Origin of the sequence: uncultured Idiomarina sp. (genome assembly GCF_964010655.1) — a bacterium.
Taxonomy (GTDB): domain Bacteria; phylum Pseudomonadota; class Gammaproteobacteria; order Enterobacterales; family Alteromonadaceae; genus Idiomarina; species Idiomarina baltica.
Map to the genome: position 1 here is coordinate 34,921 of NZ_CAXGLS010000002.1, position 26,425 is coordinate 61,345.

The 26,425-nt window shown below is 47.8% G+C and carries 27 protein-coding genes; 14 read left to right on the forward strand and 13 right to left on the reverse strand.

Going from position 1 to position 26,425, the window contains the following annotated elements; genetic code table 11:
• Positions 1 to 20 precede the first annotated feature (20 nt).
• Together ABNS04_RS00915 and folE2 are read right to left on the reverse strand one after the other, a co-directional pair.
• On the reverse strand, positions 21 to 605 hold the full coding sequence (locus tag ABNS04_RS00915; protein ID WP_348671162.1) for a DUF2726 domain-containing protein: 585 nt from the start codon (positions 603 to 605) through the stop codon (positions 21 to 23).
• A 123-nt stretch (positions 606 to 728) separates the two neighbouring features.
• Entirely contained in the window at positions 729 to 1,655 is a 927-nt protein-coding gene (gene folE2, locus ABNS04_RS00920) for a GTP cyclohydrolase FolE2 (protein ID WP_348671163.1), read from the reverse strand.
• A 188-nt stretch (positions 1,656 to 1,843) separates the two neighbouring features.
• Here folE2 and ABNS04_RS00925 point away from each other — a divergent pair, with 188 nt between their 5' ends.
• Positions 1,844 to 2,197: an Hpt domain-containing protein gene (locus ABNS04_RS00925; protein WP_286681466.1), complete on the forward strand. Its 354-nt coding sequence runs from the start codon at positions 1,844 to 1,846 to the stop codon at positions 2,195 to 2,197.
• On the opposite strand, the gene arcA is transcribed toward ABNS04_RS00925, so the two are convergent.
• From arcA to ABNS04_RS00965, 8 genes are all read right to left on the reverse strand, one after another.
• On the reverse strand, positions 2,191 to 2,913 hold the full coding sequence (arcA, locus tag ABNS04_RS00930) for a two-component system response regulator ArcA (protein ID WP_006957035.1): 723 nt from the start codon (positions 2,911 to 2,913) through the stop codon (positions 2,191 to 2,193). The genes ABNS04_RS00925 and arcA overlap by 7 nt on opposite strands.
• Before the next feature lie 113 nt (positions 2,914 to 3,026).
• Entirely contained in the window at positions 3,027 to 4,646 is a 1,620-nt protein-coding gene (locus ABNS04_RS00935) for a HAMP domain-containing histidine kinase (RefSeq protein ID WP_006957036.1), read from the reverse strand.
• 106 nt (positions 4,647 to 4,752) lie between these two features.
• A complete protein-coding gene (locus tag ABNS04_RS00940; protein WP_287830657.1) occupies positions 4,753 to 5,772 on the reverse strand; it encodes a class I SAM-dependent methyltransferase in 1,020 nt (339 codons plus the stop codon).
• A 3-nt stretch (positions 5,773 to 5,775) separates the two neighbouring features.
• Positions 5,776 to 7,479, reverse strand: a complete 1,704-nt coding sequence (locus tag ABNS04_RS00945; RefSeq protein WP_348671164.1) for a FapA family protein — start codon at positions 7,477 to 7,479, stop codon at positions 5,776 to 5,778.
• A gap of 80 nt (positions 7,480 to 7,559) precedes the next feature.
• Positions 7,560 to 7,907 carry an Hpt domain-containing protein gene (locus ABNS04_RS00950; RefSeq protein WP_272977662.1) on the reverse strand — a complete coding sequence of 116 codons (348 nt, stop codon included), beginning with the start codon at positions 7,905 to 7,907 and terminating at the stop codon, positions 7,560 to 7,562.
• Positions 7,900 to 8,904, reverse strand: coding sequence for a succinylglutamate desuccinylase/aspartoacylase family protein (locus tag ABNS04_RS00955; protein ID WP_040488272.1), 1,005 nt, complete (start codon positions 8,902 to 8,904; stop codon positions 7,900 to 7,902). Before ABNS04_RS00955 ends, ABNS04_RS00950 begins: the two co-directional genes overlap by 8 nt.
• A gap of 20 nt (positions 8,905 to 8,924) precedes the next feature.
• Positions 8,925 to 9,830 carry a 30S ribosomal protein S6--L-glutamate ligase gene (gene rimK, locus ABNS04_RS00960; RefSeq protein WP_006957041.1) on the reverse strand — a complete coding sequence of 302 codons (906 nt, stop codon included), beginning with the start codon at positions 9,828 to 9,830 and terminating at the stop codon, positions 8,925 to 8,927.
• A complete protein-coding gene (locus tag ABNS04_RS00965) occupies positions 9,827 to 10,249 on the reverse strand; it encodes a RimK/LysX family protein (RefSeq protein WP_272977663.1) in 423 nt (140 codons plus the stop codon). Before ABNS04_RS00965 ends, rimK begins: the two co-directional genes overlap by 4 nt.
• A gap of 159 nt (positions 10,250 to 10,408) precedes the next feature.
• Between ABNS04_RS00965 and ABNS04_RS00970 the strand changes: the two genes are divergently transcribed.
• Entirely contained in the window at positions 10,409 to 11,155 is a 747-nt protein-coding gene (locus tag ABNS04_RS00970; RefSeq protein ID WP_272977664.1) for an EAL domain-containing protein, read from the forward strand.
• On the opposite strand, the gene ABNS04_RS00975 is transcribed toward ABNS04_RS00970, so the two are convergent.
• Entirely contained in the window at positions 11,152 to 11,838 is a 687-nt protein-coding gene (locus tag ABNS04_RS00975) for a DUF2982 domain-containing protein (protein ID WP_006957020.1), read from the reverse strand. The two genes, ABNS04_RS00970 and ABNS04_RS00975, sit on opposite strands and share 4 nt — an antisense overlap.
• On the reverse strand, positions 11,828 to 12,508 hold the full coding sequence (gene mutH, locus ABNS04_RS00980) for a DNA mismatch repair endonuclease MutH (RefSeq protein WP_272977665.1): 681 nt from the start codon (positions 12,506 to 12,508) through the stop codon (positions 11,828 to 11,830). Before mutH ends, ABNS04_RS00975 begins: the two co-directional genes overlap by 11 nt.
• A 66-nt stretch (positions 12,509 to 12,574) precedes the next feature.
• Between mutH and rppH the strand changes: the two genes are divergently transcribed.
• Genes rppH through tcdA form a run of 8 tightly spaced genes read left to right on the forward strand, consistent with a single transcriptional unit; the run spans position 12,575 to position 20,080 of the window.
• Positions 12,575 to 13,114 carry an RNA pyrophosphohydrolase gene (gene rppH / locus ABNS04_RS00985; protein WP_006957022.1) on the forward strand — a complete coding sequence of 180 codons (540 nt, stop codon included), beginning with the start codon at positions 12,575 to 12,577 and terminating at the stop codon, positions 13,112 to 13,114.
• 2 nt (positions 13,115 to 13,116) lie between these two features.
• Positions 13,117 to 15,387: a phosphoenolpyruvate--protein phosphotransferase gene (gene ptsP, locus ABNS04_RS00990; RefSeq protein WP_272977676.1), complete on the forward strand. Its 2,271-nt coding sequence runs from the start codon at positions 13,117 to 13,119 to the stop codon at positions 15,385 to 15,387.
• A gap of 3 nt (positions 15,388 to 15,390) precedes the next feature.
• Positions 15,391 to 16,185: a sulfite exporter TauE/SafE family protein gene (locus ABNS04_RS00995; RefSeq protein ID WP_272977666.1), complete on the forward strand. Its 795-nt coding sequence runs from the start codon at positions 15,391 to 15,393 to the stop codon at positions 16,183 to 16,185.
• A gap of 10 nt (positions 16,186 to 16,195) precedes the next feature.
• Positions 16,196 to 16,993 carry a prolipoprotein diacylglyceryl transferase gene (lgt, locus tag ABNS04_RS01000; RefSeq protein WP_287831278.1) on the forward strand — a complete coding sequence of 266 codons (798 nt, stop codon included), beginning with the start codon at positions 16,196 to 16,198 and terminating at the stop codon, positions 16,991 to 16,993.
• Positions 16,994 to 17,000: 7 nt separating this feature from the next.
• Positions 17,001 to 17,852, forward strand: a complete 852-nt coding sequence (locus ABNS04_RS01005; protein WP_006957026.1) for a thymidylate synthase — start codon at positions 17,001 to 17,003, stop codon at positions 17,850 to 17,852.
• 18 nt (positions 17,853 to 17,870) lie between these two features.
• The gene (locus tag ABNS04_RS01010; protein ID WP_272977669.1) at positions 17,871 to 18,875 is read left to right on the forward strand and encodes a response regulator; all 1,005 of its coding nucleotides are present in this window, start codon (positions 17,871 to 17,873) and stop codon (positions 18,873 to 18,875) included.
• 10 nt (positions 18,876 to 18,885) lie between these two features.
• A complete protein-coding gene (locus ABNS04_RS01015) occupies positions 18,886 to 19,305 on the forward strand; it encodes a PAS domain-containing protein (protein ID WP_071463145.1) in 420 nt (139 codons plus the stop codon).
• On the forward strand, positions 19,271 to 20,080 hold the full coding sequence (gene tcdA / locus ABNS04_RS01020; protein WP_272977670.1) for a tRNA cyclic N6-threonylcarbamoyladenosine(37) synthase TcdA: 810 nt from the start codon (positions 19,271 to 19,273) through the stop codon (positions 20,078 to 20,080). Before ABNS04_RS01015 ends, tcdA begins: the two co-directional genes overlap by 35 nt.
• Here tcdA and ABNS04_RS01025 read toward each other — a convergent pair.
• Positions 20,052 to 20,441: a SufE family protein gene (locus tag ABNS04_RS01025; protein ID WP_272977671.1), complete on the reverse strand. Its 390-nt coding sequence runs from the start codon at positions 20,439 to 20,441 to the stop codon at positions 20,052 to 20,054. The two genes, tcdA and ABNS04_RS01025, sit on opposite strands and share 29 nt — an antisense overlap.
• A gap of 137 nt (positions 20,442 to 20,578) precedes the next feature.
• On the opposite strand from ABNS04_RS01025, the gene ABNS04_RS01030 reads away from it, so the two are divergent.
• The 4 genes from ABNS04_RS01030 (at position 20,579) to ABNS04_RS01045 (ending at position 26,395) form a co-directional block, all read left to right on the forward strand.
• Positions 20,579 to 21,328 (forward strand): electron transfer flavoprotein subunit beta/FixA family protein, encoded by a 750-nt coding sequence (locus ABNS04_RS01030; RefSeq protein ID WP_272977672.1) that lies wholly within the window; start codon positions 20,579 to 20,581, stop codon positions 21,326 to 21,328.
• Entirely contained in the window at positions 21,325 to 22,254 is a 930-nt protein-coding gene (locus ABNS04_RS01035) for an FAD-binding protein (RefSeq protein WP_272977673.1), read from the forward strand. The genes ABNS04_RS01030 and ABNS04_RS01035 overlap by 4 nt, the downstream gene beginning before the upstream one ends.
• Positions 22,255 to 22,430: 176 nt before the next feature.
• Positions 22,431 to 24,251, forward strand: coding sequence for a DUF1302 domain-containing protein (locus tag ABNS04_RS01040; protein ID WP_272977674.1), 1,821 nt, complete (start codon positions 22,431 to 22,433; stop codon positions 24,249 to 24,251).
• A gap of 119 nt (positions 24,252 to 24,370) precedes the next feature.
• Complete coding sequence (locus ABNS04_RS01045) at positions 24,371 to 26,395, forward strand: S9 family peptidase (protein WP_348671165.1); 2,025 nt, start codon at positions 24,371 to 24,373, stop codon at positions 26,393 to 26,395.
• Positions 26,396 to 26,425 lie beyond the last annotated feature (30 nt).

Here is a 26,425-nt window from a genome sequence, read left to right on the forward strand (position 1 = left end):
GAAGTCTTACAAATGTCGGCTTAAGCTGCAATAGGTGATTCATGGCCGTGCTTGCCATGGTTTTCGCCCGTTGCTGGGCGTTGTTGATCACCCGGGATAGCAGCTTTAATATGCTCCGCCTGCTGAATTTTAGCGTGTATATACTGTTTTAACTCGGCCACACGATAACCCGGTTGGGCTTTAAAGCGGAGAAATGGCAGGCCCGCAGCACCGAGCGCATTCTTCAAAAATAAATTGCGTTTTTGCTGGTTCAGCTGTGGCGATGCAGGCTCGAGCTCGATAACGGCTTTGATTTCCATCGTATCAATATCACACAATACGTAATCGAGGATTCGTTGACTTGCTTTGGTCTGCGCATCCTTTTGAGCAGCGCGAGAAAGACCGCTTTTGACGGAAACAAGATCACTCAAGCGAACTTTGGTAAAAATCCTAAAGTCGTCACTGACGGCTTTATCAAGTAATGTCAAAAATTGTGCTTCTTGTGCTGAGCAAAAAGTGACATCCTTCATCTTATAAGGATAGGGGACATAGCTTTCTGACATGCGACTCGCAACAACAGCTACAGCAATTAATACAACAACGAACAGTAATAGAATAATTTCCATCGTGACACCTCAACAAAAGTTTGACGGATGATTTGCTGAGATATTTATTGCAACTAGTGTGCCAAAAAGTAAAAAAGCTTGGCGGTTGCCAAGCTTTTTAATCGCGCATTCGATGATTTTAGCTTAAGAGCTATAACCACCTTTCACACCTTTAGTGGTTACACTCACTGCGTCATGCGCATGTAATGATTCATAATGATTAACGCGTACCCAGAAGTCTTCAAAGATAGGCATTTGATTAAGACGGTGCTGTAATCTGCGTGATGCATCTTCGCAGAACATTAAGTTCTGCCCATTTAGACGCGCAAACTCTTGCTCATCTTCACGCTTAACCGCTGCTTGAACGGGGGTCTTAAGTGCGTCTTCAATCGCATCGATCAGTGCAACAATCGGGAATTCTTCTACGCTATCGCTCAGCGCTACTTTGACTTGCGCTGTGGAGCGCTGACTGTGTGGCGTTGCAACGATGCCTTCGGTAGTACCAAGCCATTGATGGATAGTCGCCTTATCAATATGCTCTTGCTCGGCAAACTTTGCATCGAATGCTTCTTGGATAAGTTGACGAGCCAATGCGGCAGAGCATGGGCATGTTGACGAATAGGGCACATCAACCGCCAACTCAAGATTCAGGTGACCTTCATCATAGCGACCGGTTAAACTGACCGGATAGGCTTTCCATCCTTTTTTGCGGCTAATCAGTGACTCACGACGAAGGTGATAATCAAAATCAAACTTGATGAAGGCGCGATCACTGATGTCTTGATGGCTTTCAATAAAGTCACGTAACAATTGCTTCAAAGAAGCGTGACTTAACTCACCTTCGGTTGATAGTTGATCCAAAAGAAGATAAAGGCGAGACATGTGAATGCCTTTTGCTTTTGGGTCTTTTAAATTAACAAAAGCTTCAACGTGAGCTGCAACAGGACGCTCTGATGCGTCAGAAGCTGCAACCATCATAGGTACTTCGATATTGCTCATGCCTACCCAATCTAAGGTCCCTTCAGTCTGGGCCTGTGTTTGGTTGGCTACGTCGGGCATACTGTTCGGCATTCGTTTGGAACTCCGCTCTTTCTTCAATTTATCAAGCATAAACTCTAGGTCCGGTAGTATATCTTAGATAGGGGGATCATTTCATTCCCGAAGCTAAAAATTAATCAAATAAAACCGATTAAAGGTATCGGTTGACTCAATGTACGATTACGCACAGGATAAGGTTTTAGATTCGAAATGGATAACTTATGACAAATTCGGATGTAATCGATACCGAACTGCTGCAACAATACTACGAGTCGCTGGGCGAAGATGGATTAGAAATGACGCTAAAAACCTTTGATCAAGTGATACAGGGTTATGCAAGCCTATTGCACGAAGCCGCGACGAAGAAAGACGAGGCACAGTTGCGCTCACAAGCGCACAAAGTCAAGGGAGCCTGTCGTTCCGTAGGACTCAAGGCTTTGGCCGTATATATGGAAAACCTTGAGAAGGAGTCGTGGGGTTGGCCAACCGCGGAGCAGTGGCTAGTAGAGTGGGCTGACAATGTGATCCCACACCGTCAGCAGATTCAACAATGGCTAGAGCAACAGTCTCATTGAGACTCTTGCTCTACCTCGCCTATAAACCGATAACCTTCACCGTGAATGGTGGTGATTAAATTGGGCGTGTCTGGATGTGATTCAAAATGACGACGAATGCGGCGAATAGCCACATCGACAGTTCGGTCATTGGGACGTAAGTCACGGTCCAACATACGTTTTACGAGTGTCTCACGGTCCAGAATACGGCCAGGGTTCGTTAAGAACAGTTCAAGCGCGCGGTACTCACTCTTGGGCAATCTAAACATTTGATTGTCGGGAGAGTATAAGCAACGGCTGTCACTGTTTAAACGCCAGCCGTGGAAGTTAAATTGTACACTATCGTTATCGACGGGGCTGCTTGAACGTGACGATTCGATACGACGGCACAAGTTACGAACACGAATAGTCAGTTCTTTAGGGTTATATGGCTTGATTAGATAATCGTCTGCACCAAGCTCCAGCGCAAGTAGACGATCATCTTCGCTGTCTCTTCCTGTTAAGAAGATAAGGCCAATGTTATCTCTTTCACGTAAAGACTCTGCAAGCTCGAGACCGTTTTTACCCGGAAGGTTAACATCCATGATAACAACATCGATACGCTCTTGACGCATGATATTTTCCATTTGCAAGCCGTCAGCAGCGTCAAACACTTCATAACCTTCTTGCTGAAAAAGTCGTGTTAATGTTTGGCGAGTAACCACCTCATCTTCAACAATTAAAAGTCTGGCGTTCATAAAGCAATGCGTTCCTAGCAATGAGTTCGAGTGACGAATTAAAATGTATTAAATACAGTTCTATTGATGCCACATTATGACTTTTGTTCAAAAATTTTCAACAAAAACCCCAGTTAAGTTTGATTTTCGCACGATTTGACCGGAAAACGAACAATAAATTCAACGCCGTGATTAAGTTCGCTAAAAAAGTGTATCTGACCGTCTAATACCTGGGTCACTAAGTTATAGACAAGGTGTAAGCCTAAACCACTACCGCCAGAGCCGCGCTTTGTTGTGACGAAAGGATCAAATATCTTTTTACCGATCTCATTAGGAACACCTTTGCCATCATCGCGATAAGTGATTTCGAGTTCGCTTTCACGTCGTTCAAATAAAATGTTAACTTTTCCTTGTTCGCGGCGATCAAATCCGTGCACCATCGAGTTGGTAATTAAATTTATAAGTATTTGGTTCAAAGGTCCGGCTTTAGTGACCACACAAAGTCCTGGGTCAAAACTAATCTCAATTGGAAATTTTTCGATGTCGAGTCGACGCGGCTTAACCGAAATCAGCAAATCGCGAGTGAACTGTTCAATATCAATCGCTCTATCGATTTCAGTAGATTGGTCGACAGCCACTTGCTTAAAGCTTGTTACAAGATCCGCTGCGCGATTTAAATTGCGATAGATAATGGATAGATTTTCTGTGCAGTCTTCAAGAAAGCGAGCAAACTCATTGGTTGAAATGCGCTTTTCATCGAACTTTTCACGCATGACCTCCAGCTTATCTTGTAGCAGCGTTGAAGCGGTGACCGACAAGCCGATAGGCGTATTTACCTCATGGGCTATGCCGGCCACCATATCGCCGAGAGATGCCATTTTTTCCGACTCAACCAGTTGTCCCTGATACTTATGCAGCTGTTCGAGTGTGGTGAGCAGTTCCTGGTTTGATTCGCGTAGTGCTTTTGTTCGTTGAGTGACTTGTTGCTCAAGCTCTGCGTTCAACTGACTGGCTTCTCGTTCCGCCTTTTGTTGGCGTAAAATATGATGTTGTACACGCTCGAGCATGATGTTGAGGGCATTACCTAATTCATTGAACTCATTAACGCGAGATTCCGGCAAGCGAAGACCGTAGTCTTTGTTTCGCGATATCTGTGACACAATGTCAACGATCCTATCAAGCGGTTGACTTAATATACGGCGTAAACGCAGCGCTAATAATGTGCACATGAGCAGCGTTAATACAAAAACAGTGCACGCGACCGCAATCGAACGTAACTTGAAGAGTCTTAATTCGTCGGCACTTGCGCGCAGATATACGTAACCGACGACTTGACCATCCAGCTGTATCGCTTGGGCAACCTCAATATAATCGTCTTGTAAACGGGGTGCGGTTAATCTTTCTATTTGTGCAAACTTAGCAGGAATGGGGGCGAGCCCTTCCTTGTTATAACTTGAGAAAAAGCTCAAGTCGCCGCTGACAGTATCAATTTTATAGATATGCACATGTTGAATAAATTGGTTGTTGCTCAACGTCGCGAGCCGCCGTTGTTCAGCGGTGTTATCGCTAAATGCTAAGTTTTGCACTGCGTGCGCGGCAATCATTCGAGCATCGGATTCACTGCGTTCCAAAAGTGCTTGACGGTATTGGCTAACTTGGCTGAATAGATTGATACTGAAACCGATAGCAAGGGCGACAACGGTAATCAATAGAACAATGTAGATTAAGCCTCTTTTGAGCGAAATGGTTTGCATTATTTTGCTGTATAAACGACTTTGTTATCCTGTTTAGACTATGTTATCAAATGGTTAATGAGTGTGCATCTAAATATCAATGTATTCAGCGCGAAGATTTGTATATTCAACTTAAGCGTTTGCTTAGTAACACTTTAAACTTGCCATTATCAGCCAGTTCATCACAATGACCGAATACCTGCCGCATGTGTTCTGGCCACGGTAAGAACCGGTTCGCAACAATGACCAGTGTGCCGTTCGGTGCGAGTTTCTTAAATGCCTGTTTAATAAATTGCTCACCAATGTCGTAATCGGTGCGTAATCCGGTATGAAATGGGGGGTTGCTAAGGATCCAATTAAATGACCCATCGCTAAGGCTTGATAGACCGTCAGCGAGTATTAAACGCCCGTGGATGCCAAGCTTCTCCCAGTTCATTTGCGTACTCGCAATGGCCATTGGACTAACATCGGATGCTGTCAGTTCGACGGCGAACTTCTGTGCGACGAGTGCGCCAATGACACCGCATCCACATGCAAAATCAAGCACGTTGCCATGAATCGCCTCGGGCAAATGTTCAAGTAACAATGCAGTACCTGCATCCAGCCGGCCTTGGCTAAAAACTCCCGGGTACGCACTGAATGAGGCAGAAACACCTCGCCAATCCACATCGAATCCACTCAGTGCAGGTGCCTCTGAATCCGTCAACGGCTTTGTTAGGACGCGGGTTTGAAATAGTTGGCAATGATTACCCGAGGCAAGTTTTTGTGCTTTTAAAAAGGCGGGAGGCAATTTTTTTACCAAGCTAGTAACACCGCCGCGTTTTTCGCCGACGATCAGAATGCGAGCGGACGGGGCTTGAAGGGACAGTTGGTGCAGTATCCATTGATTAAGAGACTGCTCCTTCGCAACCACCAACAGTATCAACTGATAAGCCTCGAGCTTTGGGGATAGCGCCTGAGTATAGGCATGTGAATAATGCATCGCATGACCCGCATGCAGACACCACGCGTTGTCGAACAGGGTTGCTAATTGGCTGCCATCGGGGTGTATCACTAAACGCTTATCGCGAGGAGTGGACAGCCACTCTGCATCTTGGTGACGGCTGAGTAGCCGAGCTACGGCATCAGAGGTCGATTGAGCGGGCATAAGTTATCTGAGGATATCCATTCGTAGTTCATGATCTTTAAGTAGTAACAGTGTACCACCTCGATGTTCCTTGATGCGCAGTTTTTTATGATCGTATTCGAGTTGAACACCAGGAAATACCTCTTTTGCTGCCATAATACGCAGTGTCGTATGATTTTTTAGCGAAGCGCGCATAACTTTGAGGTCATTCTGTATACTGCGTAACCTTTCAAGCTCCGACTTAGCGCCCGTTACAAGTGAGTGCTTCAGTGACTTTTGTTGCTCACTATTGGCAAGCGACTGGCAGCGTGTAATACCTTTTTCTACTCTTCTTAAGCGTGAGGTTATCGCGCGTAATTGATGATATAACTGGCTCAGTGCCTGTAAGGTGCTGATTGGTGGCGGTGGTACACTGAGTATAAAGCGAGTGAGTGTCCCTGCTCGAGCGCCCAATTGGCCTGCACAGATGTGGGCACAGGTCTCAAAGGTTCCGCCGATGATTTTTCCTCGAGCCGAGTTATCTTGCCCACCGATAAATGCCTCCCCATGACACACAACATGACAGTGAGTCAGTTGTCGGTCGATAGTCAGCGACTGATTACATTTTAAAAAAGCATACTGTGCATAGGCACACCAGATCGAATCATTGGCATGAAGTTTGGATGATAAGTGGGGGATATAAGCCTCATCACTTTGCAAGCGTTGTTCATCTTCTGACGAGATGTGACCAATGCAACCTTTACGAACGGTAATACTCCCACCAGCGAAAAGGTGAGCGGAATCAACATAACCAGCTACGGTGATATCACCCGTGCATTCAACGCGCATGCCTTCTGTGACGTTACCAGTAACAATAACACTGCCTTTGAACTTCACATGGCCAGTAGAAACATCAACGGTTTTCAGGGTAAGTACATCATCAACACTGGCAGAGTTGTGCGTAAACCAAGGCATCCCTGTGCGAGCGGCAATAATTGTCATTGGGTCATTATCATCAAAGCGAGCGCCTTCCCCAGGCGCCATGTCAGTATCTTCGCCGTCGAAGGCTTCGATGACATCACCTTTTACCGTGCAGCCGTGGCGACCCTTAGTCGGAGGATGTTTGCGCAGTAAAGGATCACCTTCCAACACCGTGACTTGTTCACCTAAATCACGCATGTCCACCGTTCCATCTTCGCGCGCTTGCGGACGTAAAACACGTTGCCGAGCATCGTCGACCAGTCGTTCAAACCAGGCGTTATGCCCATTTTTTGCGGTCACGCCTCGGGCAATAATGGCATCAAAATGACTGCCGGGCTCTACGTTTTGGGCATGGTTGATGACTTTGTCGACCATTTTTCGCTTTATACCCGCTACGACTCCAGCACCTTTGAGCGCTTCGAGGACATCTTGGCGTTCGATAGGCGTACCGCCTTGTGCGGCGTCACAGCTTAAGGTGGCGGTCATGTGGTCATCGCTGATTATCACGTATAGACGGGCGTCTTCCAGCGTGGCGATACGCTCAGAGTACCGGCTAGAGGGCGTCTGTTCACTCAGTTGCCATTGCTTAAAGTTTTTTATGACTTGTTCAAAGACATTTTCATTAACCAACAGCGCCTCAGCAAAACGGCTCATTTCAAAAGCCGTCTTGATCTGCTCCGCGGTCGTGTCCTTTGCCGATTTTAAAACACTGACGTAGACATCATTGGCGGAGCGCTCGAATTGTATCGCTCTGCTGGACTCTGGCATAACATTTTGTTCGAATGTTTATTGTTATTGTTATATCGACTGATAATAGCGAAAAATAAATAAGATTGCGCTTATTTTAATCAGTTATTTTGTGTTAAGTATTCTTTAATCTCGTCAAGGACTTTTGATAACTCAAATTGTATACTGTCGAGTGCTTTTATTCTTGAGTCATCACTCATGCTTGTCCAGTTCTTAAATGCGCTTTCTGTTAGCTCGCTAAGAGACTGAGCACCTATGGTCGCACTCAGTCCTTTCAGAGAGTGGAGTTCTTGATAGAGCGCATCACTTGCGATGCTGTGATGCTGGCAAAGGCGATTTGCATATTGTTCACAAAAGGCCTTTAGCACAGCTTGGTAAATATTCACTTGTCCGTCGCAGTGGCGCAAACCGCGCTGAAAGTTCATTAAGCAGTCAGTCATTTCATTCATAAGTTTCAGTAAAGGAATCTATAATATCGGTCGCTTCTTCTAAACTGTCTGACTCGAATTGTGCGATGTTAAATAGTGCTTCGCCTTCGTTTGCAACAGGGATGTTAGTACAGCCGATGATAATACCTGGCACGGGGGAGGTGATCACATCGACATCGTCACCATGCGGGCTGGCAATGTGTGCTAAAACTTGTTCAGGTTGCACTGTTTGCCCGAGTTCAACTTTGCGAAGCACCAAGCCATCTTTTTCGGCGCGTACCCAAGTAGAACGGCTTGAAATGACCGGCGATATTCTTCGGCCTTGGCGTCGTCCTTTAAGCATTTTGAGGTGCTTAAGTACATTAATAACACCAACCACGCCTGAGTTTATCGAGGCATCGTCAAATCGTAGCGCCTCGCCCGCTTCATACAAAATAAGTGGAATTCCTAAACTATTGGCTAACGCGCGCAAGGAGCCGTCCCGCTCTTTTGAATTGAGAATGACCGGAGAACCAAAGGCTTTTGCCATTGCCAAAGCACTCTCGTTATCAATGTCGACACGAATTTGTGGCAAATTACTGCGATGGATGGCACCGGTGTGCAAATCCACAATGTGCGAAGCCTTTTGAACAAGTTCCTCGTTAAAGAGGTGGGCAATACGGGAGCCTAAAGCGCCCCGTTCGGAGCCAGGAAAACAACGGTTGAGATCTCTTCGATCCGGTAAGTAACGAGATTGCTGAATAAAGCCAAATAGATTGACGATGGGCACAACGATGAGCGTGCCAGCAAGTTCCAATGGGTTAATGCGCTGAATGATTTGCCGACAAATTTCGATACCGTTCAGTTCATCGCCGTGAATTGCGGCGCTTAATAGTAGTACGGGGCCTGGCTTAACACCATGAAAAACATCGACTCTTAGGTCGAGCGGCGCATCGTTATATAAACGCGCTGCTGGCAAACGTACATGCTGGTGACTACCTGGCTCAACCCGACAGCCTGCCAATTCAAACACCGCCATACGCGGCTTTCTCGCTGCCATTAGCCGCGTCCCTTAGTGCGCGTTTTATGAGCTTTGGCATTCTTTTCCATAAATGCAATAATTTGACTCGCGACATCTTTTTCGGTCGCCGCTTCAATCCCCTCAAGTCCTGGAGATGAGTTAACTTCCATGACCAGTGGGCCGTGGTTAGAGCGTAACAAATCAACACCCGCTACATTAAGACCCATGGTCTTGGCGGCTTTAACCGCTGTTGCGCGTTCGGCGGGTGTCAGTTTAATCAGTGATGCGCTACCCCCACGGTGTAAATTAGAGCGAAACTCTCCCTCTTTTGCTTGGCGCTTCATAGCTGCGATGACTTTATCGCCGATAACAAAGCAGCGAATATCGGCGCCACCGGCTTCGCGAATATACTCTTGCACCATAATGTTTGACTGTAGTCCCATAAACGCCTCGATAACACTTTCAGCGGCTTGCCGGGTTTCTGCTAAAACGACGCCAATGCCTTGTGTTCCCTCGAGCAATTTAATGACTAGAGGCGCACCACCGACCATATCAATGAGATCAGGAATATCCTGAGGCTGACTCGCGAAACCGGTTGTGGGTAAACCGATCCCTTTGCGAGAGAGTAACTGCAGTGAGCGCAACTTGTCGCGGCTACGGGAAATCGCTACCGATTCATTCAGCGGGTAGGTTCCCATCATCTCAAACTGACGCAATACGGCAGTACCGTAGAAAGTCACGGAAGCACCGATACGAGGTATGACACAATCGTAATAAGGTAATTCCACACCATGTTTATGAATTGATGACTCTCGCGCATTGATATTCATATAGCAGCTTAACGGATTTAGCACGTCGACGTCATGACCACGCGCTTTCGCAGCTTCGATTAAGCGACGTGTCGAATAAAGTTTGGAATTTCGAGATAGAATGGCGATTCTCATGGGCGCTCTCCTAGTTGATGAGCCAGTTCTGGATTTACCATAAACCGCTTCCGCATAGCTTGTCGACCTAGCAGCATGCGAAACTTCATAGTATCGCGGTTGGTTAAAGTGAGTTCAACGGCTCCATCAAACTGACCAAGACACAGTCGTGTTTTTATGACGTAGCGAACTTCCGTATGACCGCCGGAATCAGTGACTTCACGCTGGTCATGAATAGGGGCTTCAAAGACATGCTCCTCAACACTGTCTTGATGCGGATGAACATGGACACGAAGCCAAGGCTGTTCATCCTTTTCAAAAGGCTCTAATTTGAATGCATGCAAACAAGACGTCTTGGCACCGGTATCAACTTTCATGTGAATTGCATCAATCCCGATGTCGGGCAACTGCCCCCATTCTTTCCAACCTAAAACTTCCATTAAAATCTCCATTCGATATACGCAGCGCTTAATTACACTATATTCAAATAAAGGCAAGAAAAATTTGTCGTGGCGCGTGCATTTTTGTATTGATCAAAATCAGCCTATATTCCGTTACCTTAGATCACGCGATAAATAATTGAAACGAGGAACCTAAACATGGCGGCTTGTCCATCATGCGATTGCCAGTCTGAACTAGGCTTTGACATCAAAATGGCTTTTCAGCCGATAGTGAACGTGCACAGTAAAAACGTGTTTGCGTTTGAAGCCCTAGTAAGAGGCTCTAACGGAGAAGGTGCCGGTGAGGTATTATCTCGAGTCAATGATTCGAACAAGTATACCTTTGATCAAACGTGTCGGATGACGGCAATAGAGACCGCTGCTCGCATTCAATTACCGTCGAAAGTGAGCATTAACTTCATGCCTAACGCGATCTATGAACCCGAGACATGTCTTGCGCAAACGCTCAAAACAGCACGTAAAACTGGATTGCCACGTGAAAATATTATTTTCGAAGTGACCGAGCACGAGAAGGTCGAGAATCACAGTCTACTCGTTGATGTATTCAAAACCTATCGTGAACATGGCTTTTTAACAGCCATTGATGATTTTGGTGAGGGGTATGCTGGACTAAACTTGTTAGCAGACTTTCAACCCGATTTACTAAAAATCGATATGAAGTTGATTCGAAATATTCATGAGGATCGCATCAAAAAGGCGCTGTTTGCAGCGGTTCAGCGTGCCGCAGAAGAATTAGACATCACGCTTGTAGCAGAAGGCATCGAAACGATAGAGGAATACTACTATCTTAAGTACAACGGCGTTGAGCTCATGCAAGGCTATTTGTTTCAAAAGCCGGAAGTCGAGGCTTACACAATCCCCGACTTCGAGCGTTTAACGCGTTAACGGGTATTGTCCAGTTTCGCTTCTTGTCGAGATGCCTGCAGTCGTTGCAGATGACTTCTAAATTCATAGATGTCTCGATCAAGTGCGTTTGCGCTGACATAAAGATCGTAACCGAGTAGTTCGCGCATTTGTTCCATGCGGCGACCAAAGACTGCGATAAGCCCCTTATAAACACGTCCCTCTGAGCTGACAAAACGCTCGGGTATATCAAAGTACTCACTGTAGTCAGCTTGTTCTGGACGCTCGTGACGCAACGCCATGGTCATCAACTGGCGTTGCTCAAATAAGATAGCAGACGCTAAGCGGGGCGAAATGGTTTGCAAAATTGCATCGTTGTTGTAAACACGAAAGCCTAAAAACGGCGCGTCCTCGAGCTCCATTAAGCGGTGCACTCGGGGAATATCGAAACGCACTACATTGTCCCAATCCAATTGCCACTCGCCTTTTCGGTGAATGTAACGAATGGTGTCTGGGGTGATGGCTAATGATACGGGGGGCTCAATCAGCTTTCCTACGCCAAGTAGCAACAAAATACCAGCCGCAGCACCGATGACCACAGAAATGCCAACGGGAATATCATCTCGCACTAAATGCATAAAAACCAAAAGTGCGATGAGCCCTATCGCAACAGCACAGAACGTAATGGCATTACGCTTTGCTTGTGGGGTGACGTTAAACTGCATTAAACACCTGTTCTAGTATCGCTCGGGTAAATGTTTTCTTTAAATAAAAGCCCCGCGGACGCACCTGGATCATCTGACCGTTGGGTCCGACCGCCTCAGTGAGCGCGCTACCATCCGCAGCCTTCGGGCGAATTTGCAAAAACTCGCCTTGTCGTGCTGTGATCGATTCGACCTCACCTAATGCAATACGATCCATATGTTCTTCCCAATCCGACTGCAAGGCTTGCTCTTGTTCGTTTGTTGGACGCCACAAAAAAGGCTGACCGACGACGCGTTTTGCTAAAGGAACGGCTCGACGTCCATCGATGGGTAACCATAATACACAGCTTAACTTATTACGTACGTTACTGTTTAACCAGTTCAACCCAGACGTATTTAGCAACGGGGCAACACATACAAAGGTCGTTTCCAATGGTTGGCCTTGTTCATCGACGGGTAATGTTTTTAGCTCTACACCCAGATCAGGAAAGTCCTGCAGCGGCTTAGATCCCGCACTGGCGCCTAAGTGTTGTTCGAGCATCATGCCCACCCAACCTTTATCCTTCTTTAAATCGTTGGGCATGTGTAAGTTGGCTATCTTTGCTAACTGGGCGAATGATTGTCCTGTTAGCCGATTTGCGCGCTGTAATAGTTCGTCTACAGAGGTTGGCGTCGGTACTGTATAACGCATTTGATTTGCCCCAAGTCGCCCTTTATGGAAGAATCACTTTATCAAAGAATAATTGAGGATGCTCGCGTGATAGATGCTGAAGGATTCCGAGCAAACGTAGGAATCGTCATCTGTAACGGGCATGGGCAGGTATTTTGGGCTCGCCGTATTAATCAGCATAGCTGGCAGTTTCCGCAAGGCGGCATAGATGATGGTGAGACCCCTGAACAGGCGATGTACCGAGAACTTTGGGAAGAGGTCGGTCTCAAGCCAGAGCAGGTAGAAATTCTGTACACCAGCCGTCACTGGTTTCGCTATCGTTTACCCAAGCGGTTAATTCGGCGAGAACAACGGCCCATGTGTGTTGGACAGAAACAAAAATGGTTTCTGTTAAAACTGAAGTGTCGTGAAGAAGATGTCGACGTTTTACAATCCGGACACCCGGAGTTTGATGGCTGGCGCTGGGTCAGTTTTTGGTACCCTGTGCGTCAAGTCGTCTCGTTTAAACGTGACGTTTACCGACGCGTGATGAGAGAGTTCGCTGCGTATGCAATGCCCAGTCTGAACACCCCAAAGACCTCGAACCGCCATGCTCGGCATGGTCGTTCAAATAGACGGAAGCGTTAATGATGCTGGTGACGCTACAGCGGATCGTCGAAAGTGTGAATAAAGCGGCTGACTTTCAGCTGGCGCTTCGCACGATGGTGTCTCAAGTGCGCTCGGCACTTGAGACAGACAGCTGTAGCGTATTTTTAGCCGATGCCCAAGCCCATCAGTACGTGATGGCGGCAAGTGATGGTTTAGCGGATGCGTCTGGCGAGCCGATTCGAGTTGATTTTGGGGATGGTATTATCTCGCTCGCCGCGCAACGTGAAGAGCCACTGAATATTGCTGATATCAGTAATCATCCAGCTAACAAAGAACTACTAGACTCGAATGAGTCGCAGTACCGCGCGTTACTGGCAGCGCCCATTATCCATCGCCGTAAAGTGCTGGGGATTCTTGTTGTTCATCAAAGTGAGGCGCGTCACTTTACGCGTGAGGAAGAGGCCTTTGTCGTGACATTGGCGGCACAGCTATCGGTCGTCATCGCACACGCAAATACTAAGGGTCTACTCACCGATGAGCACTCGCCTTGGGTGCACAGCATTCAAGCTTTGCCTGGCTCGCCGGGAGTAGCGATTGGGGATGCGTATGTTGCGCGACCCGAGGTCAGTTTAAAGGAAGTATCACCGCAAAAAACCGACCGTCCGCTACATGAAGTACGCAAGTTTCGACAGGCCGTCGCGCGTACCCGTGCTGAATTAAAGCAACTTGCCGAACGTATGTATGGTCAGGTGCCTGACGATACTTTGGCAATATTCGATGTCTATCAAGGTATGTTGGATGCGGCAAGTTTAGGCAATGCCGTTGAAGCAATGATCGGACAAGGGTGGCGAGCACAAACCGCGTTAAAGCACGTGGTCGAAGAGTTTGTTGATCAGTTTGAAGCACTCGAGGACTCTTATCTTCGCGAGCGTGCGACGGACGTGCGAGATATTGGGCAAAGAGTACTCATGCACTTGCAGCAACGTCAACGTAAGCGGCGAGCGTTTCCCGAGCAAGGTATATTGGTCGCCGACGAGGTGACAGCGTCAATGTTGGCGGAGCTACCACGCACCAAAATTGCTGGCATCATCTCTTTACGAGGCTCAAGTAACTCGCATGCCGCGATTATGGCACGAAGCATGGGTATTCCCGCTGTCTTAGGCGTGGATGATATTGAGTTACATTATTTCTCCGAAAAAATCCTGATTGTTGATGGGTATACGGGCGAAGTCTACATTAACCCGCCGCCGCAAGTGCGCGAGCAGTATCAACACTTAGCTGATGAAGAAGAAGAGCTGAAATCCATCGTTGCAGAACATGCGCATTTGCCAGCACAAACGCAAGATGGACAACGTGTCAGCCTGCATCTCAACTTGGGACTCGATATTCATCAGGAGCACTTAAAACACCTCAATATTGATGGTGTAGGACTGTATCGCTCTGAAATCCCTTTCATGATGCGCGAACAATTGCCGACAGAGGATGAACAGGTTGAAATGTATAAGGAAGTATTGGATTGCTTCCCAGACCAGCCTGTCATTATGCGGACTTTGGATGTGGGGGGTGACAAGCCGCTGCCCTACTTACAATTACAGGAAGATAATCCGTTTTTAGGATGGCGTGGGATTCGACTCACACTCGATCACCCAGAGATATTTTTGGTACAAATTCGAGCGATGTTACGAGCGAGCATCGGGCGCAGTAATTTACGTATTTTGCTACCGATGATTACCAGTGTGAGCGAAGTGGAAGAGGCTTCACGCTTACTTAAACAGGCTTACTTTGAAGTCGCCGAAGAGCAAGGTTGCGCGGTCGGTGTTAACTTATTTCAACCTCAGTTGGGCGTTATGATAGAGGTACCCGCCGCGATTTATCAGCTCCCCATGTTGGCAAGCAAAGTCGATTTTTTCTCGGTGGGCAGCAATGATTTAACCCAATACTTACTTGCCGTCGATCGCAATAATCGGCGTGTTGCGAGTCTGTACGATGCCTACCATCCTGCCGTACTTGCCAGCCTCGATGAAATTGCACGACGGTGTGAAGAGCTCGGCAAACCTGTCAGCGTCTGTGGTGAACTCGCCGGTGACCCGGGTGGAGCTTTGTTACTTGTGGCGATGGGTTATCGACAGTTAAGTATGAACAGTTATAACGTCGATCGCGTTCGCTGGATTTTGCGGAACGTACGTTCGAGTACATTGCAAGTGATGTTGGCTAAGGCATTACAGGCGCGTAGACCTGAGCAAGTTCGAAGCATGATTTCAGAAAAAATGGAAAGCATGGGCTTGGGTGGTTTTGTAAGGGCAGGGAAATAGCATATGGAACTTACAGTCATTGTTTGGTGCCTATTGGGCGGTGTGCTGGCCGGGACCTTAGCGGGTTTACTGGGTATTGGTGGTGGCTTAGTTATTGTGCCGCTGCTCGTCTATCTTGCGCCTGAGTTAGGTATTGAGCCGGCATTGGTGATGCCGACTGCAATCGCAACGAGTTTGGCTACGATTTGCATGACAACCGCGAGTTCGGCCTTTAGCCATTATCGCTCGGGTTTACAGGAGCGCTTTTGGGTCGTCCGCGTGTTACCCGGATTGTCGTTAGGCGCGATGGTAGGGGCATTTTTAGTGACTGCTGTCGACCCGCACTGGCTGAAAATGTTGTTTTCGACGGTATTGGTGGTACTCGCCATTCGCATGTCGCTACCGCAAAGTAAACGCGAAGTGAACGCTAAACATATTAAGCAGCGTTGGTTAAGCGTGGGTTCAACAAGCATTGGTGTTATCTCAGGGCTCGTTGGCATCGGCGGCGGTGCATTAACGGTGCCTTTTTTACAGCGTTGCGGGTTGTCTGTGCGACAAGCTATTGCGATATCTTCGCTAGGCAGTTTTATCATTGGTTGTAGTGCGGTACTCATTTTTATTATCAAAGGGTACAGTTCGGGTGTAGCGCATGGTGCATTAGGTATTATTCATGTACCCGCGTGGCTAACCATATCGATTGCGTCAGTCATTTGTGCACCAGTAGGCGCTAAGCTGGCGCACAGTTTGCCGGTCAAACAGTTGCGGCGTATATTTGCAATTTTCCTCATTATTGTGGCTATAAAGCTGATATTTTTTTAAGGAGTGAGTAGTGCCACTAAACGAATACATGCAGTTCCCTGATATTGATCCTGTGATCTTCAGCATAGGCCCGTTAGCCATCCACTGGTACGGTGTAATGTACTTATTAGGGTTCGTTTTTGCTTTGTGGTGGGGTGGGCGACAAGCTGAGCAATCGCCAAATTGGACGCGCGACAAATTCTCCGATCTCGTGTTTTGGTGCTTTCTAGGTGTTTTGGTCGGTGGCCGCATCGGCTATGTGATTTTCTATCACTTTGACCTGTTTATGGCTGACCCGCTGTATTTATTTCGAGTGTGGGAAGGCGGCATGTCTTTCCACGGCGGTCTGCTAGGCGTTATTGCAGCGATGTATCTTTATGCTCGCGTAACGCACCGACGGTTTTTGGCGGTCGGTGACATGATTGCGCCACTCGTGCCGATGGGATTATTCTTTGGACGGATGGGTAACTTCATCAACGGCGAACTGTGGGGACGTGTAACGGACGTGCCTTGGGCAATGATTTTTCCATCGGGTGGGCCCGTGCCGCGACATCCCTCACAGCTTTATGAAGCCGCATTAGAGGGGTTACTCTTGTTTGCGCTATTGTGGTGGTTCCAACGTAAGCCACACGGCACCGGCGCGGTCAGTGGTTTATTCTTACTGGGTTACGGTATAGCGCGTTTTACCGTCGAATTTTTCCGTGAGCCGGATGCGCATTTAGGCCTTCTCTCCTTGGGCATGTCGATGGGACAATGGCTTACAATTCCGATGATTATTTTAGGTATCGGACTGCTGATTTACGCGCAAAAAAATAGCTCAAAAGCATAGGTCGATAATGAAACAATATCTTCAACTGTGTCAGCGTATTATTGATGAAGGAGAGTGGGTGCACAACGCCCGGACCGGGATCAACTGTTTGACGGTGATTAACGCCGATTTAGAGTACGATGTCGAGCACAATCAGTTTCCTCTCATTACTACGCGTAAAAGCTATTACAAGGCTGCTATCGCTGAGCTACTGGGCTATCTGCGCGGTTATGACAGCGCTGCGCAATTTCGCGATATCGGCTGTAATACATGGAACGCCAATGCCAATGAAAACGCCAGCTGGCTAGCCAATCCTCATCGCAAAGGGCCCGATGACATGGGGCGTGTTTATGGTGTTCAAGGCCGCGCTTGGCAACGACCGGACGGTAGCCAGTTTGACCAACTGCAAAAGGTCGTTGATGACTTAACTCAGGGCATTGACGATAGAGGCGAGATCGTTACGTTTTATAACCCCGGCGAGCTCGACATGGGATGTTTGCGTCCGTGTATGCATACGCACACTTTTTCGCTACTGAATGGCAAATTGTATTTGACGTCCTATCAGCGCAGTTGCGATGTCCCACTTGGGTTGAACTTTAATCAAATTCAGTGTTTTGTGTTGTTAGCGCTAGTAGCGCGTATTACGGGACATAAACCGGGTAAAGTGTTTCACAAAATCGTCAACGCGCACATTTATGAAAATCAACTTGAGCTTATGCGCGATGTGCAACTAAAGCGGGAGCCGTATCCATCGCCACAACTGCATATTAATCCCGATATTAAAACGCTGCAGGATATTGAAACTTGGGTGACGAAAGACGATTTCTCGATTGAGGGTTATCAGCATCATCCGCCGATTAAATATCCATTTGCAGTCTAATGACCAAAGGTTAAACAAATGACGTTGAAGGTGACCCTATGTGATGACTCACGGATGGCGCGCAAGCAGCTGATAAAAAGTTTACCCAAGGACTGGGATGCAACCGTGTATCAAGCAGAGCATGGCGAACAAGCATTGCAGCGGATCGAGAACGGCGAAGCGCAATTACTGCTGCTCGATCTGAATATGCCGGTGATGGACGGCTATGAGGTGCTCGAGCATTTAGCGCAGTATGAACGTGACTGCGTCGTCATTGTCATTTCTGGTGATATTCAACCCGAGGCCTATCAACGCGTAATAAAACTCGGTGCACTCGCTTTTGTAAAAAAGCCATTCAAAACGACAGAAATAGCTCAACATCTACAACAGTTTGGTCTGTATCAGCCCGGCAGCGGTCATTTGCAGGAGGCGAGCGAAGTTGAAGTGGCAGCCAGCGCGTTGGACGTCTATCGCGAAGTGGCCAATGTTGCCATGGGCCAAGCAGGTGATCATATTGCCCGCGTATTAAATCAATTTATTGAGCTACCGGTGCCCAATGTTAACTGGATAGCCCCGTCAGAGCTACACATGGCGCTGCAATCCATTGATCAAGCGGAGCGTGTATCGGCGGTCAGCCAAGGATTTGCAGGGTCGGGTATTTTAGGCGAGGCGCTCACGTTGCTCACTGATACGTCAGTGGAAGACGTGCGTAAGTTATTGGGCGAACAGCTTTCGGGTACTGAACAGCAGCAGCGCATTGAAGCATTGATGGATGTTGCTTCGATTATTACCTCCGCGTGTCTCAACGGTTTAGGTCATCAATTGCACGTCGAATTTACCGCATCGCAACCGGTGTTACTGGGGCAGCATAAATCCTTAGCAGATCTGCTGAGTCAGCCACAACAGCGTTGGCAAAAAGTACTAGCGATAGAGATTGGTTATCAGCTACCCAAACATCGTATTGGTTTTGATTTGCTTATTTTGCTGCCCGAAGATGCGGTGCTACGTCTCGACCAGCAGGTCGCCCACTGGTACGCGGACTGAGGAGACAGCGATGAGTGAGATGGATGAATTACACGCTAAATTAAGCCTGCTAGGCGCCATTGATATCGGTATCGTAGTACTAGACCGTGATTATCGCGTACAAATGTGGAATGAGTTTATGACCAACCACAGCGGTCTGCGGCCCAGCCAAGTTCGTGATAAAATCTTGTTTGAATGTTGTCCCGAGATCGATGAGCACTGGTTTCGCCAGAAAGTGGAGCGCGTGTGGAACTTAGATGCTCGCGTGTTCATTACTTGGGAACAGCGACCCTATGTTTTTCGATTTCGACATAGTCGTCCCCTGAGCGGTCAGCAACAGTGGATGCAACAGAATATTACCCTAATGCCACTGCATGATACGCGTGGCGAGATATTTCAGGTAGGACTGATACTTTATGACGTCAGCGAGCAAGCAACCCGCACCGAATGACCAAGCCCAAGGTGGCGTTGAGCGCGTCTACGGACGCAAAGCACTGAATACATTTCGTAACCAACACATTGCTATTGCCGGACTCGGTGGCGTAGGTTCGTGGGCCGTTGAAGCGCTCGCACGCAGCGGCATCGGTGAGTTGACGTTGATCGATCTGGATGATGTCTGTGTGACCAATATTAACCGCCAGCTTCCAGCAGATTTTAACACCATTGGACAGCTTAAAACCGAGGTATTGGCGGATCGGGTACGTGCGATTAACCCCGCATGCAAGGTCAATATTGTTGACGATTTTTTACTAGAAGAAAACTTTGCTATTCATTTACGGGGCGTTACCGCGGTATTGGATGCTATTGATAGCGTTAACACCAAGGCTGCTTTAGTAGCGCACTGTAAGCGTAATAAACTGCCATTAGTGGTCTGTGGCGGTGCGGGAGGACAAATAGATCCAACCCAAATTCGTGTAGCGGACCTGGCAAAAGCAAAACAGGACCCGTTGTTGGCTAAGGTGCGCTCTAAACTGCGCCGTGATTTTAATTTCTCCAAGAATCCTAAGCGCAAATGGGGCGTTGACTGCATTTATTCCGAGGAGCAGTTACGGTATCCCTGGGTCGCGGGAGAGCATGAGGGTGAGGTTACGCTTCAAAAACCCGGTAGCGGCACCATGCAAATGAACTGCAGTTCTGGTTTTGGTGCAGCCATGGTGGTGACTTGTAGCTTTGCCATGTTTGCCGTATCAACTTTGCTCAAGCGCATTGAGCGACGCGCTGCTTGAGTACTTTACTCACGTTGTATAAACCATTGGCTCTAGACGGCGTCAGTTGTTGTGTGAGGCCGTAGTTGGCGAATAATTCATCAATGTCGAATTGTGCAATGTCCGTTGCGCTATGGCCATCGAGCTCCGCTTGAATCAGAGCGAGCAGGCCCTTCACAATGCGTGAGACACTGTCAAACCGCACGGTAATACGACGGCTATCACTGCAGTCTAAATAGAGCCATACCGTTGCTTCACAGCCCCCAACTTCATGGGCTTTATCACGATATTGTTCGGGCAACGCTGGCATCGTTTTGGCAAGTTCGATAAGCTCACGATAGCGCTTTTCCCAACCGATAGGTTTGCGTGAAGGCTGTATCACTGTGTAAACTCCTGATTACAACAAATTTCTGTTATTGTCGCATAACTTGTGAGATAGCCTCCAGTCTAGGATAATAGCGGAGTTAACAAATTTTAAATCCAGGTAACTTAGATCAGTTCCAACAAAAGGAAAGTGACATGAAAATACTTGTCGCGGTGAAGCGCGTCATTGACTACAACGTCAAAGTACGTGTGAAGCCAGATCAGTCAGACGTCGATTTGGCTAATGTCAAAATGGCGCTTAATCCGTTCTGTGAGATTGCAGTCGAAGAAGCTGTGCGCTTGAAAGAAGCAGGTACAGCCGATGAGGTTGTAGTGGTATCTATTGGACCCAAAGCAGTGCAAGAGCAATTGCGTACCGCATTGGCGTTAGGTGCTGACCGCGCTATCCAAGTTGAAACCGACGATATGCCGGATTCACTTTCAGCCGCAAAAATTTTTAAAGGCGTTGTTGAGCGTGAAGAGCCTGACATGATCATTTTAGGTAAGCAGTCGATTGACTCGGATAATAACCAAACCGGTCAAATGCTAGCTGCACTTACTGATATGCCTCAAGGCACATTCGCATCGAAAGTAGAAGTGGCTGATGGTCACGTTTCTGTAACGCGCGAAGTTGACGGAGGCTTACAAACGGTGAAGTTGGCTCTGCCTGCAGTCGTCACGACTGACTTACGTTTAAACGAACCGCGTTATGCTTCGTTGCCGAACATCATGAAAGCAAAGCGTAAGCCACTTGAAACTGTTTCAACCGACGACTTGGACGTTTCGGTAAAACGTACTGTGAAGCTACTCAAAGTTGAATCGCCAGCAGAACGTAGTGCGGGCGTTAAAGTGGCAGACGTAGATGAGCTTGTCGATAAACTGAAGAATGAGGCCAAAGTCCTATGAGCATCTTAGTGGTTGCAGAACACGACAATACCGCCGTAAATCCTGCCACGCTGAAAACCTTGGCGGCGGCGAAAGCCATTGGCGGTGATATTGATGTATTAGTCGCAGGTAAAGACTGCGCAACGGTCGCTGATGAGCTCGCAAAAGCTGAAGGCGTCAACAAAGTAGTGTTGGCCGACAATGCCGTGTACGAACATCAGCTCGCAGAAAATGTAAGCAAGTTAGTTGCCGATTTGGGCAACGACTACAGTCACGTGCTCGCGCCGGCCACAACAACGGGCAAAAACTTTATGCCGCGTGTGGCTGCATTGCTCGATGTGGCGCAAATTTCTGACATTATTGCGGTTGAATCTGCGGATACGTTTAAGCGTCCGATCTACGCAGGCAACGCGATTGCGACCGTGCAAGCCGAAGATGCCATTAAGGTGATTACGGTGCGGGCGACTGCTTTTGATGCGGTGGCAAGCGAAGGCGGTTCGGGCTCGGTTGAAGCGATTGATGCGGTCTTTGATAACGACAAGTCTGAATTTGTCGGAGAACAATTAGCCGAATCAGAGCGTCCAGAATTGACCGCCGCCGAAATCGTTATTTCGGGTGGTCGTGGTATGCAAAATGGCGAAAACTTTAAATTGATCGAAGATATCGCTGACAAACTAGGCGCTGCTGTGGGTGCGTCGCGCGCCGCTGTAGACGCAGGCTTTGTACCGAATGATATGCAGGTAGGTCAAACCGGTAAGATCGTTGCGCCACAATTGTATATTGCCGTCGGTATCAGTGGGGCTATCCAACACTTAGCGGGTATGAAAGACTCAAAAGTGATCGTCGCTATCAACAAAGATGAAGAAGCGCCTATCTTCCAAGTGGCTGATTATGGTTTGGTCGCTGATTTATTTGAAGTCTTACCTGAGTTAAACGAAAAACTCTAGTTATTCTCGCCTTTAATGACACGGTCGATTACCGCGTTTTAACAATCGACCGTGTCAATTTCGATACTTTTCGACCTGATGTACTTGCATATTTTTAACTCATCGGACATGATTCAATCATCACCGCCGTAAAAGTCAAAAACATTAGGTGGATCACAATGAAAAGAAGAACAACTATGTTAAAAAAATTACCTCTCGCGTCAGCCATCGCGCTGGCATTCGCTTTGCCTGCGCAAGCCGCGGACTTTGAAGTTGGCGATTTCGACGTTAGCTTTACCTCGATTCTTTCTTATGGCGCTGCGTGGCGCATGGAAGACCCATCAATGCGTTTGATCCATCCAGGTAACCGTGCAGGCGGCATGGCCGGATCGAGTGTCGGTGATGATGGTAACCTGAACTTCGAAAAAGGTGACTTGGTTAGTTCTGTATTCAAAGGCGTGCACGATTTAAGTATCGACGGCGGCGATTACGGTGCGTTTATTCGCTTCAACTACTGGTATGACTTCGTCATCTCTGAAGAGAATATGCCGCATGGTCATCCGGGTAACAACTACTACCCTGACACAAAACTTAACGACGATGTGTTCGACGATTACTCGCAAGGGAGCGGTATTGAGTTACTCGATGCGTTTGTCTTCGCTAATTTCGATTTGGGTGATATGCCCACCAGCTTGCGCGTCGGTCGCCAAGTATTGAGCTGGGGTGAGAGTACCTTTGTCTTCAATGGTATCAACGACATCAACCCTCTTGATGTAAACGCCGCGCGTCGTCCCGGTGCAGAAATCAAGGAAGCGCTGCTGCCTGTGGGTATGGTCAGCCTCAACGTGGGCTTGACCGACAGCTTGAGTCTCGCAGCGTTTTATCAATACGAGTGGGACAACACCAAGCTTGATGGTTGCGGCACATTCTTCTCGAGTGTCGACATTATCGGTGGCCCAGGTTGTGGCAAAGTGACGCTGAACCCACAATTGGTCCCAGGTGACCCAGACAGTTACTTAAGTGACCGCGAATCGGTAGAAGCGGGCGCTTATATTGGTAGTAACCCACGTCTTGAAGCCTCTGACAGTGGTCAGTGGGGTATGAACCTGCGTTACTACTCAATCGACCTCGATACCGAGTTCGGTTTGTATTTCATGAATCTGCATAATAATACGCCAATTATCTCAGCGTATAACTGGACCGTTGATCCTGAGCAATTCATGGATGCAGCGGATCGTCAGAACCCTAATTACACCTATGCAACGCCGAACGGTTACCCTATCGATGGTCCTCGTTTGGTTATTGAATACCCTGAAGATACAGAGTTGTACGGTGCAAGCTTCAGTACTAACATTGGTCTTTGGTCAATTGGCGGTGAGTATAGCTATCGCAAAGACATGCCTGTACAAATCAACACCACAGAGATCTTAACAGCGGGTTTGCGTCCTAACGTACCGAGTACCTTTGGTGACCGTGTACAAAGCACTGAACTAGGTGGTTTAGCTCACGGGTATGACCGGTTGGACGTGAGTCAGGCGCAAGCCAGTTTCGTTCGTTTCTTCGATCGTTTCATGGGCGCTGACCGCATGACCTTCGTGGGCGAAATCGCAATGAACCAAGTACATGACCTGCCGGGCTTAGAAGAGCAGCGTTACGGTCGTTTACCGTTATTTGGTAAGTGCCTATTACCGAGTGAAGTCGGTCCAACAGCAGCAGGTAACTGTGAAGGCTTTGTGACAGAAAACTCTTGGGGCTATCGCACACGCCTACAATGGGAATATTTGAGTGTTTGGAACGGTTGGAGCTTAACGCCAACGCTTCAGTTTAATCATGACGTTGACGGTTACTCTCCAAACAGTAACTTTATTGAAGACCGTAAGTCAGTCGGTCTAAATTTAGCGGCTGATTACTTGTCGACTTATAAAGTGACATTGGGTTATACCCAGTACACAGGTGGCGACTTTGATGCGACTACCGATCGTGACTACGCATCAGTAAGTTTCTCATACGCATTCTGATGATGCCGTCAGTTTGTACAAAAAGCATGCTTATTTAGCTTGCATGTTTAACGCACTAACGCTAAAACCGTCTCTTATGAGGCGGTTTTTTATTTGTAGGCAACACCGAGAGAACACGCATGAAAAAGTGGCTAATGGGAGCGGTAGCGGTGACGTTGTCGGCCAGTGCCGTTGCACAGACGGAGCGCACGTTGCAGTTACAGAATGTCTTTGATCTCGAGTATGCAGCGTCGCCCGCATTGCATCCAAGTGGAGACTACGGTGTGTTTGTGCGTCAATCGATGGACATTAAGCATGACCAAAAAACAGGGCGTCTGTGGACGGTAAAACCGAACGGTGACATCCGCCCGCTTACGGGCGATTCTGCTCATGAGTGGAGTCCTGTTTGGTCACCCGATGGCAAACGGCTCGCTTTTATCTCGGACGCTTCGGGTAGCCCACAAATTGCAATTTATTGGACCGACACGGGCAAACATGCGGTTGTGAGTGAATTGACGCAAACGCCGAGTTCGTTGAGTTGGTCGCCCAACGGTGACTATATCGCGTTTAGCCAATTTACTCCGATTAAGTCGGCAGCCCCTGTGTCGTTGCCGGGTAAGCCGGAAGGCGCTGACTGGACCGCGCCTCCGCAGTTCGTTGACAAAGACAACTACCGTTACGATGGTGGCGGTTACGTCAGTGATGGCTATCAACAAATTTACGTGATTAGTGCCGAAGGCGGCACCGCGCGTCAAATCACTGATGACGAGTATAATAATGGTGGTGATCTGGAGTGGTCAGCTGACGGCAAACAAATTTATTTCTCGGCAAACCGCCGTAGCGATGCGTTTCGCCAACCGATGAACAGTGAAATTTATGCGGTTCAAGTCGACACGGGGCAAGTACGTACTCTAACTGACCGCAATGGTCCTGATGGTGCGCCAAAACGTTCGCCTAACGGCGATTGGCTCGCCTTCATTGGCAATGACGATAACGGCATGAGCTCACAGATTTCACGTCTTTACGTGATGTCCGTGGATGGTACCCAGTCACGTGTACTGACGTCGGAATTAGATCGTAGTGTGACAGGTTTCGCATGGGACACTGACGGTGAGGGTATTTACTTTACATACGATGATAAGGGTGTTGGTCAATTAGCGCGCACTGATCTTGACGGTGACTACGAGCCGTTAACGGGTCGTGTTGGCGGTTTATCTTATGGTCGCCCTTATGGTGGCGGTGACTTTTCAGTCGCAGGCGATGATCAAGTGTTATATACCTTATCAAACCCATTGCGTCCTGCCGATTTAGCATGGTGGGATGATGGCGACAGCCAACAAGTCACACAACTTAATGAAGATGCGCTCGGTCATAAGAAGCTCGCGCAGGTTGAAGAAATCACCTATAAATCGTCAGTGGATGGCCGAGATCTACAGGGCTGGATTGCTTATCCCCCCAATTTCGATAAAGATAAAGACTATCCATTAATTTTAGAAATTCACGGTGGCCCCCATACAAACTACGGTCCACGCTTTTCCGTAGAGGTACAGTTGTACGCAGCGGCAGGATACGTGGTGCTATATACCAACCCGCGGGGTTCAACCAGTTACGGTGATGACTTTGCCAATGAAATACACCAGAACTACCCCAGTCATGACTATGATGACTTGATGGATGGTGTGGATGCCGTTATCGATAAAGGCTTTATCGATGAAGACCAATTATATGTCACCGGCGGTAGCGGCGGTGGTGTATTAACCGCTTGGATTGTCGGACACACCGAACGTTTCCGTGCCGCGGTGGTGGCGAAGCCTGTTATCAACTGGTACAGCTTCGTATTAACGGCGGATATGTATAATTACTTCTATCAATATTGGTTCCCTGGTTTACCATGGGAAAATCTCGAGCAGTATATGAAGCATTCGCCTATCAGTTACGTAGGCAACGTCACGACGCCCACTATGTTATTAACCGGTGAACAAGATTATCGAACGCCGATTTCAGAGACTGAGCAGTACTATCAGGCGCTAAAATTAGCAGGTGTTGAGACAGCGATGGTACGAATTCAAAATTCTGGACATAGTATTTATGCGCGCCCGAGTAACTTGATGAGTAAAGTAGCCTACATTTTGTATTGGTTTGAACAGCACAAATCAGACGACTAACGCTATATATCCTCAAAAAAGCCGGCATGA

Coding starts and splice junctions, on each gene's coding strand:
- ABNS04_RS00965 (WP_272977663.1), bottom strand. CDS start 10,249: ATGGAAGTTTTAGGTTGGAAAGAATGGGGGCAGTTGCCCGACATCGGG.
- ABNS04_RS01010 (WP_272977669.1), top strand. CDS start 17,871: ATGACGTTGAAGGTGACCCTATGTGATGACTCACGGATGGCGCGCAAG.
- ABNS04_RS00935 (WP_006957036.1), bottom strand. CDS start 4,646: ATGCAAACCATTTCGCTCAAAAGAGGCTTAATCTACATTGTTCTATTG.
- arcA (WP_006957035.1), bottom strand. CDS start 2,913: ATGAACGCCAGACTTTTAATTGTTGAAGATGAGGTGGTTACTCGCCAA.
- ABNS04_RS00970 (WP_272977664.1), top strand. CDS start 10,409: ATGGCGGCTTGTCCATCATGCGATTGCCAGTCTGAACTAGGCTTTGAC.
- ABNS04_RS01005 (WP_006957026.1), top strand. CDS start 17,001: ATGAAACAATATCTTCAACTGTGTCAGCGTATTATTGATGAAGGAGAG.
- ABNS04_RS01015 (WP_071463145.1), top strand. CDS start 18,886: ATGAGTGAGATGGATGAATTACACGCTAAATTAAGCCTGCTAGGCGCC.
- ABNS04_RS00915 (WP_348671162.1), bottom strand. CDS start 605: ATGGAAATTATTCTATTACTGTTCGTTGTTGTATTAATTGCTGTAGCT.
- ABNS04_RS00925 (WP_286681466.1), top strand. CDS start 1,844: ATGACAAATTCGGATGTAATCGATACCGAACTGCTGCAACAATACTAC.
- ABNS04_RS00995 (WP_272977666.1), top strand. CDS start 15,391: ATGGAACTTACAGTCATTGTTTGGTGCCTATTGGGCGGTGTGCTGGCC.
- folE2 (WP_348671163.1), bottom strand. CDS start 1,655: ATGCCGAACAGTATGCCCGACGTAGCCAACCAAACACAGGCCCAGACT.
- ABNS04_RS00955 (WP_040488272.1), bottom strand. CDS start 8,904: ATGGCGGTGTTTGAATTGGCAGGCTGTCGGGTTGAGCCAGGTAGTCAC.
- ABNS04_RS01035 (WP_272977673.1), top strand. CDS start 21,325: ATGAGCATCTTAGTGGTTGCAGAACACGACAATACCGCCGTAAATCCT.
- ABNS04_RS00950 (WP_272977662.1), bottom strand. CDS start 7,907: ATGAATGAAATGACTGACTGCTTAATGAACTTTCAGCGCGGTTTGCGC.
- ABNS04_RS00940 (WP_287830657.1), bottom strand. CDS start 5,772: ATGCCCGCTCAATCGACCTCTGATGCCGTAGCTCGGCTACTCAGCCGT.
- rimK (WP_006957041.1), bottom strand. CDS start 9,830: ATGAGAATCGCCATTCTATCTCGAAATTCCAAACTTTATTCGACACGT.
- mutH (WP_272977665.1), bottom strand. CDS start 12,508: ATGCGTTATACAGTACCGACGCCAACCTCTGTAGACGAACTATTACAG.
- ABNS04_RS00945 (WP_348671164.1), bottom strand. CDS start 7,479: ATGCCAGAGTCCAGCAGAGCGATACAATTCGAGCGCTCCGCCAATGAT.
- ABNS04_RS01040 (WP_272977674.1), top strand. CDS start 22,431: ATGTTAAAAAAATTACCTCTCGCGTCAGCCATCGCGCTGGCATTCGCT.
- tcdA (WP_272977670.1), top strand. CDS start 19,271: ATGACGTCAGCGAGCAAGCAACCCGCACCGAATGACCAAGCCCAAGGT.
- ptsP (WP_272977676.1), top strand. CDS start 13,117: ATGCTGGTGACGCTACAGCGGATCGTCGAAAGTGTGAATAAAGCGGCT.
- ABNS04_RS01045 (WP_348671165.1), top strand. CDS start 24,371: ATGAAAAAGTGGCTAATGGGAGCGGTAGCGGTGACGTTGTCGGCCAGT.
- ABNS04_RS01030 (WP_272977672.1), top strand. CDS start 20,579: ATGAAAATACTTGTCGCGGTGAAGCGCGTCATTGACTACAACGTCAAA.
- ABNS04_RS00975 (WP_006957020.1), bottom strand. CDS start 11,838: ATGCAGTTTAACGTCACCCCACAAGCAAAGCGTAATGCCATTACGTTC.